General features: G+C 71.1%; 5 protein-coding genes. 3 read left to right on the plus strand and 2 right to left on the minus strand.

Annotated elements, in window-relative coordinates; translation table 11 throughout:
• Nucleotides 1-48: 48 nt before the first annotated feature.
• Nucleotides 49-1,593 carry an MFS transporter gene (locus ACFWVE_RS34450; protein ID WP_384023052.1) on the minus strand — a complete coding sequence of 515 codons (1,545 nt, stop codon included), beginning with the start codon at nucleotides 1,591-1,593 and terminating at the stop codon, nucleotides 49-51.
• A 99-nt stretch (nucleotides 1,594-1,692) separates the two neighbouring features.
• On the opposite strand from ACFWVE_RS34450, the gene ACFWVE_RS34455 reads away from it, so the two are divergent.
• Entirely contained in the window at nucleotides 1,693-2,289 is a 597-nt protein-coding gene (locus tag ACFWVE_RS34455) for a TetR/AcrR family transcriptional regulator (protein WP_384023040.1), read from the plus strand.
• Nucleotides 2,290-2,304: 15 nt separating this feature from the next.
• Here ACFWVE_RS34455 and ACFWVE_RS34460 read toward each other — a convergent pair whose 3' ends face one another.
• Nucleotides 2,305-3,561 carry a PucR family transcriptional regulator gene (locus ACFWVE_RS34460; RefSeq protein ID WP_384023043.1) on the minus strand — a complete coding sequence of 419 codons (1,257 nt, stop codon included), beginning with the start codon at nucleotides 3,559-3,561 and terminating at the stop codon, nucleotides 2,305-2,307.
• Nucleotides 3,562-3,700: 139 nt separating this feature from the next.
• Between ACFWVE_RS34460 and ACFWVE_RS34465 the strand changes: the two genes are divergently transcribed.
• Both ACFWVE_RS34465 and pruA read left to right on the plus strand, forming a co-directional pair.
• Entirely contained in the window at nucleotides 3,701-4,627 is a 927-nt protein-coding gene (locus ACFWVE_RS34465; RefSeq protein WP_384023046.1) for a proline dehydrogenase family protein, read from the plus strand.
• 54 nt (nucleotides 4,628-4,681) lie between these two features.
• Complete coding sequence (pruA, locus tag ACFWVE_RS34470) at nucleotides 4,682-6,313, plus strand: L-glutamate gamma-semialdehyde dehydrogenase (RefSeq protein WP_384023049.1); 1,632 nt, start codon at nucleotides 4,682-4,684, stop codon at nucleotides 6,311-6,313.
• Nucleotides 6,314-6,387 lie beyond the last annotated feature (74 nt).

Here is a 6,387-nt window from a genome sequence, read left to right on the forward strand (position 1 = left end):
CGGCCGCACCGGCTGTGCGGCCGTCCGGCGCCTTTCGCGTTGCCTCGGTCAGACGGCCGCCTCCTCGGTCTCCACCGCGGTCGCCTCCTCCCGCACGGCGACTCCCCGCAGGGTCACCGCGGCCAGCGCCGCCCCCGCGACGAGGACCCCCGCTGCCGCGATCGCCGCAGTCTGCATGCCCTGGACGAACGCCTCCCGGGCCGCCGCCGCCAGGGCGTCCCCCGCGCGCCCCGGCAGCCGGTCGGCCACGGCCAGCGCGCCGCCCAGCGTCTCGCGGGCCGCGGCCGGGGCCGTGTCCGGGACGTTGTGGCGGTAGACGGCGGTACCGATGGAGCCGAGGACCGCCATGCCCAGCGCGCCGCCGAACTCCGCGCCCGTCTCCATCAGGGAGGAGGCCGAACCCGCCCGCTCCACCGGGGCGGTGCCCAGCGCGAGATCCGTGATCTGGGACACCACCATGGTGACCCCCGAGGCGAGGATCCCACAGCCGACCAGCACCAGCACCAGCGCGTCCGTGTCCACGAGCATCAGCGGTACGAAGCCGCACGCGGCGGTGGCGAAGCCCGCCGTCACCACGTGGACGCGTTCGACGCCCCGCCGCACCAGCCGGGCCGCGAACGGGGCAGCGAAGCCGACGGGCACCGAGGGCACCAGCGCCCACAGGGCCGCCTCCATCGCACTCATGCCGAGCACCGACTGCAGGTACTGCGTGGTGAAGAACGCCGAACCCATCATCCCGAACAACGTGACGACGTTGAGGACGACGGCCGGGGCGAAGCCGCGGCCGCGGAACAGGGCCGGGGAGATCATCGGCGAGAGGGCCGTCCGCTGCCGGTGGACGAAGAGGACCGCGAAGAGCAGACCCACGGTCACCGACACGACGTACTGGACGTTCCAGCCCTTGGACGGGATCTCCTTGAGGCCGTAGACGACGGGGAGCACGGCGGCCATCGACAGCGGGATGCTCGGCCAGTCGAAGCGGCCGGGTTCGGGGTCCTTCGACTCGGGCAGCAGGATCGGGCCGAGGACGAGCAGCAGGGCCATCGCCGGCAGGTTGACCAGGAAGACCGAACCCCACCAGAAGAACTCCACCAGCACGCCGCTCAGCACCGAGCCGAGCGCCACACCGGCCGTCATCACAGCGGACCAGATCGCGATGGCCTGCGCCCGCTGTCCGGCGTCGGTGAAGAGCGAGCGCACCAGTGCCAGCGTCGAGGGCATCAGGGTCGCGCCGCCGATGCCCAGGACCGCGCGGGCGGCGATCAGGGTCTCGGCGCTGTTCGCGTACGCCGCCGCCAGGGAGGCGGCGCCGAACGCCATCGCGCCGATCAGCAGGAGTCTGCGGCGGCCGATCCGGTCGCCCACGGAGCCCATCGTCATCAGCAGCCCGGCCAGGACGAAGCCGTAGATGTCGAAGATCCACAGCTGCTGGGTGCCGCTCGGCGCCAGATCCGCGGTGATCTCCGGGATCGCGAAGTAGAGGACGGAGACGTCCATCGAGACCAGCAGCAGCGGAAGCATCAGTACGGCGAGCGCGGTCCATTCGCGGCGGCCGGCTCGAGCGGTCGGGGAGGCACTCGGTGGATTGATCATCATGCCAGTGACTGTACGCACGTCTTATACGTTCGTCTATTACGCTTGTATAAAACATCCGTATAGGACGACTGTATGGGCCGAGAGTAGGGTGTCGTCATGGGACACCGCGAAGATCTGCTCGAGGGTGCCAAGCGCTGCCTGCTGCAGAAGGGGTTCACGCGCACCACGGCGCGCGACATCGTCAAGGAGTCGGGCACCAACCTGGCGTCCATCGGCTACCACTACGGCTCGAAGGACGCGCTGCTCGCGCAGGCCTACGTCGAACTGGTGGAGGACATGTCCGTCGCCTTCGACGGCGGCACGGAGGACGGGCCCGGCGCTGAGCCCGGCGGTGAGCCCGGCTCGCTGGAGCGGTTCACCGACGTGTGGTCGAACATCATCGGCACCATGCGCGGCCCCGGCTCGCTGTGGCGGCTCAGCACGGAGATCGTGGCCATGGGCGACGACATGCCCGAGGTGCGGGACCACCTGGCCCGAGCCCAGCGGGAGGGCGCGCGTGGCCTGGTCACGCTCTTCATGGGCGGCCGTGAGGAGGACGTCCCGGAGGAGACCGTGGACACGCTCGGCGGCTTCTACGTCACGCTGTTGATGGGGCTGATGGTCCAGTGGTCGTTCGACCGGCAGAACGCGCCCGACGCCGACCGGCTCGCCGAGGGCCTGCGCCAGGTGATCGAGGCCGCCGGACGGCGCTGACACGTCTCCCGGTCATCACAGGCGGTGCGCCTTCAGCGCCATGTGCAGCAGCAGCCGGTCCTCGCCGTCGTCCAGGTCAAGGCCCGTGATCTGCTCGATGCGGGACAGGCGGTAGTACAGCGTCTGGCGGTGGATGCCCAGCCCGGCGGCCGTGCGGCCGGCCTGGCCCGCCCGGTCGAGGTAGGTCTCGGCGGTCCGGGCGAGTTCCCGGTGCACCGGGAGGAGCAGCGGACCGACGGCGGGGTCGGGGGCGGCCCGGCGGGGCAGCGCGGTCAGGAGCCGGTAGGGGCCGATCGAGGACCAGCGCGCGACCGGGCCCAGGCGGGGCTCGGCCAGGGCCGCGCGTGCCGCCGCCGACGCCTCGCGCCAGGCGGGGCCCAGTCCGGCGAGGCCGGAGCGGGGCGTGGCGATCCCGGCGGCCGAGGCGGTGGCGACAGTCGTCCCCGGGGCGGCGCGCCGGTGTCCGGGGCCGCTCGCGAGGGTTCGCTCCAGCAGCCGGCCGGCGGCCGTCGTCGCCGGGGTCAGCACGTCCGGGGCGCGCAGTCGCAGCAGCAGGGTCAGCGACACGTCCGAGACCCCCCACGGCAGGGTGCACAGGGCCGTGGCACCCGGCACCGTACGCACCGACGGGGCGTCCTCGGGACCGGCGGAGGGCCACGGAGCCACGCACACCAGCGTGTACGGGCCGTCGGCGCGGCCGCCGAGGGCGGTACGCAGCTCGGCGACCGCCAGATCGCGCTGCCCGTCGTGCTCCGCGCCGAGCACCGCCCGCAGCTCGCGGGTCAGATCGGCACCGTGCTGCGCCTCGTCGGCGAGCAGCGCCCCGATCCGGGCGGTCACCCCCATCGCCGCGCCCAGCTGCTCCTCGGAGGGGCCCGGCTCGTAGTCGAGCAGCCAGACGTAGCCGAGAACGACACCCCGATGACGTACCGGCAGACAGACGCGGCCCCGGTGCACACCCGCCTCCGGAGTGCGCGGGATACGGACCGGGCCCGTCGCGCGGGTGATGCCGAACCCCTCGAACCAGGCCCGGACGGCGGCCGTCGAACGGCGGGTGAGGATCGAGCGGGTGCGCACCGGGTCGAGGGCGGACGGATCGAGCTCGCCCTCGCTGTCGTACGCGCCGAACGCGAGCAGCTCGAAGTCACGGTTCTCCAGGGTCGCCGGAGCGCCGAGCAGCTCCGAGATCTCGTCCACCAGCTCCTGGTACTCATCCCTGTGTTCCGACGTCACCCCGGCATTGTCCCGTAGAACCGGGCCGCCTTCATACATCTGTCTGAGATCGGTGGCACGGATGCGTGACAGCTGTCGATGGCCCGCGATCGGATGGATCCTTAGGTTTCACGGTGGTTCTCCGTGCCACACCCGAAGCGTCGGGTCATGGCCGTTCAGCAGCTTCTGGAGGTGCCCCGTGCTGGGTCCCGTGATTCTCGCCGCCTCGCGCAGCGACCGGATGCGTCGCCTCGTCTCGGCGGCCCCGGTGACCAAGCAGGTCGTCGACCGCTTCATCCCCGGTGAGACCGTGGACGAGATCCTGCCCGTCGTCGAGGAGCTCACCGGCAACGGCCTGGAGCTGACGATGGACGTCGTCGGCGAGGACATCACCACCCCCGAGCAGGCCACCGCCGCGCGCGACGCCTACCTGGAGCTCATCGGCCGGCTCGGCCCGCTGGAGCTCGGCACCCGCGCCGAGATGTCGGTGAAGCTGTCGATGTTCGGCCAGGCGCTCCCCGGCGGCCACGAACGCGCGCTCGCCAACGTCCGCCCGGTCGTCGAGGCCGCCGCCGCGGCCGGCACCACGGTCACCCTCGACGCCGAGGACCACACCACCCTCGACTCGATGTTCGCCATCCACGACGAGCTGCGGAAGGACTTCCCGCAGACCGGCTGCGTCATCCAGGCCTACCTCTTCCGCACGGAGCGGGACGCGCGCCGCCTCGCCGCGAACGGCAGTCGCGTACGGTTGGTGAAGGGCGCCTACAAGGAGCCCGCAGAGGTCGCCCACCAGCACAAGCACGAGATCGACAAGGCGTACGTGCGCATCCTGCGGACGCTGATGGAGGGCGAGGGGTACCCGATGATCGGGTCCCACGACCCGCGCCTGATCTCCATCACCCAGGAACTGGCCCGCACCGCCGGCCGCAAGCTCGACGAGTACGAGTTCCAGATGCTCTACGGCATCCGCGGCGAGGAGCACCTGCGGCTGGCCGCCGAAGGCCACCGTATGCGCGTCTACACGGCCTACGGCACCGACTGGTACGGCTACTTCATGCGCCGTCTGGCGGAGAAGCCGGCGAACCTGCGCTTCTTCCTGCGCTCGATGGTCAGCAAGGGCTGAGCCCGAGCACCACCGCTCAAGCACTTACCGCCCAAGTCAAGGAGTACGGAAACCATGGACGCTGTGACCCAGGTCCCCACGCCCGTCAACGAGCCGGTGCACGGCTACGCCCCCGGCTCGCCCGAACGCGCCCGGCTGGAGGCCAAGCTCAAGGAACTGGCCGACAACCCCGTCGACCTGCCCTGCACCATCGGCGGCGAGAAGCGGATGGGTGGCGGCGAGCGGTTCGACGTCGTGCAGCCGCACAACCACAAGGCGCGCCTGGGCACCTACGCCAACGCCACGCAAGCGGACGCCCAGGACGCGATCGACGCCGCCCTGGCCGCCGCCCCGGCCTGGCGCGCGATGTCCTTCGACGACCGCGCGGCGATCATCCTGCGCGCCGCCGAACTGCTGTCGGGCCCCTGGCGCGAGACCATCGCCGCCTCCACCATGCTCGGCCAGTCCAAGACCGTGCAGCAGGCCGAGATCGACAGCCCCTGCGAGCTGATCGACTTCTGGCGGTTCAACGTCCACTACGCGCGCGGCATCCTCGCCGAGCAGCCCCCGGCCAACTCGCCGGGCGTGTGGAACCGCATGGACCACCGTCCGCTGGAGGGCTTCGTCTACGCGATCACGCCGTTCAACTTCAGCGCGATCGCCGCCAACCTGCCCACCGCGCCCGCGCTGATGGGCAACGTCGTGCTGTGGAAGCCGTCCCCGACCCAGACCCACGCCGCCGTGCTGCTGATGCGGCTGCTTGAGGAGGCCGGGCTGCCCAAGGGCGTCATCAACCTCGTCACCGGCGACGGCATCGAGGTCTCCAAGGTCGCCCTCGAGCACCGTGACCTCGCGGGCATCCACTTCACCGGTTCGACCAAGACCTTCCAGCACCTGTGGAAGACGGTCGGCAACAACATCGAGAAGTACCGCACCTACCCGCGCCTGGTCGGCGAGACCGGCGGCAAGGACTTCCTGGTCGCCCACCCGAGCGCCGACCGTGCCGTGCTCAAGACCGCCCTGACCCGCGGCGCCTTCGAGTACCAGGGCCAGAAGTGCTCCGCCACCTCGCGCGCGTACATCCCGGCGTCGATCTGGAACGACGGCTTCAAGGAGGAGTTCGCCGCCGAGGTCGACTACCTCACCATGGGCGACGTCACCGACCTGTCGAACTTCATCGGCGCCGTCATCGACGAGCGGTCCTTCGCCAAGAACAAGGCCGCCATCGACCGGGCCGAGGAGGATCCGTCCTGCACCATCGTCGCGGGCGGTTCCTACGACGACTCGGTCGGCTACTTCGTCCGCCCGACCGTCGTCGAGTGCTCCGACCCGGAGAACGAGGTCTTCCGCACCGAGTACTTCGGCCCGTTCCTCGCCGTCCACGTCTACGAGGACGACACGTACGACGAGATGCTGACCCAGATGGAGTCGGTGTCCGACTACGCGCTGACCGGCTCGGTCGTCTCGGGCGACCGCGCTGCGGCGGCGTACACGATGGAGAAGCTGCGCTACGCGGCGGGCAACTTCTACATCAACGACAAGTCGACCGGGGCCGTCGTCGGCCAGCAGCCCTTCGGCGGCGGCCGTGCCTCCGGCACCAACGACAAGGCCGGCGCCCCGCAGAACCTGATGCGCTGGACGCTGACCCGCGCCATCAAGGAGACGCTGGTCGCGCCGACCGACTACGCGTACCCGCACATGGGCTGATCACCCCCGGCACCGGGAACCCCCGTACCGCTGCCGCGGCCCCGTCGGACGGGCCAGGTCGTACAGACCTGGCC

Origin of the sequence: Streptomyces sp. NPDC058632 (assembly GCF_042717095.1) — a bacterium.
Lineage (GTDB): Bacteria > Actinomycetota > Actinomycetes > Streptomycetales > Streptomycetaceae > Streptomyces.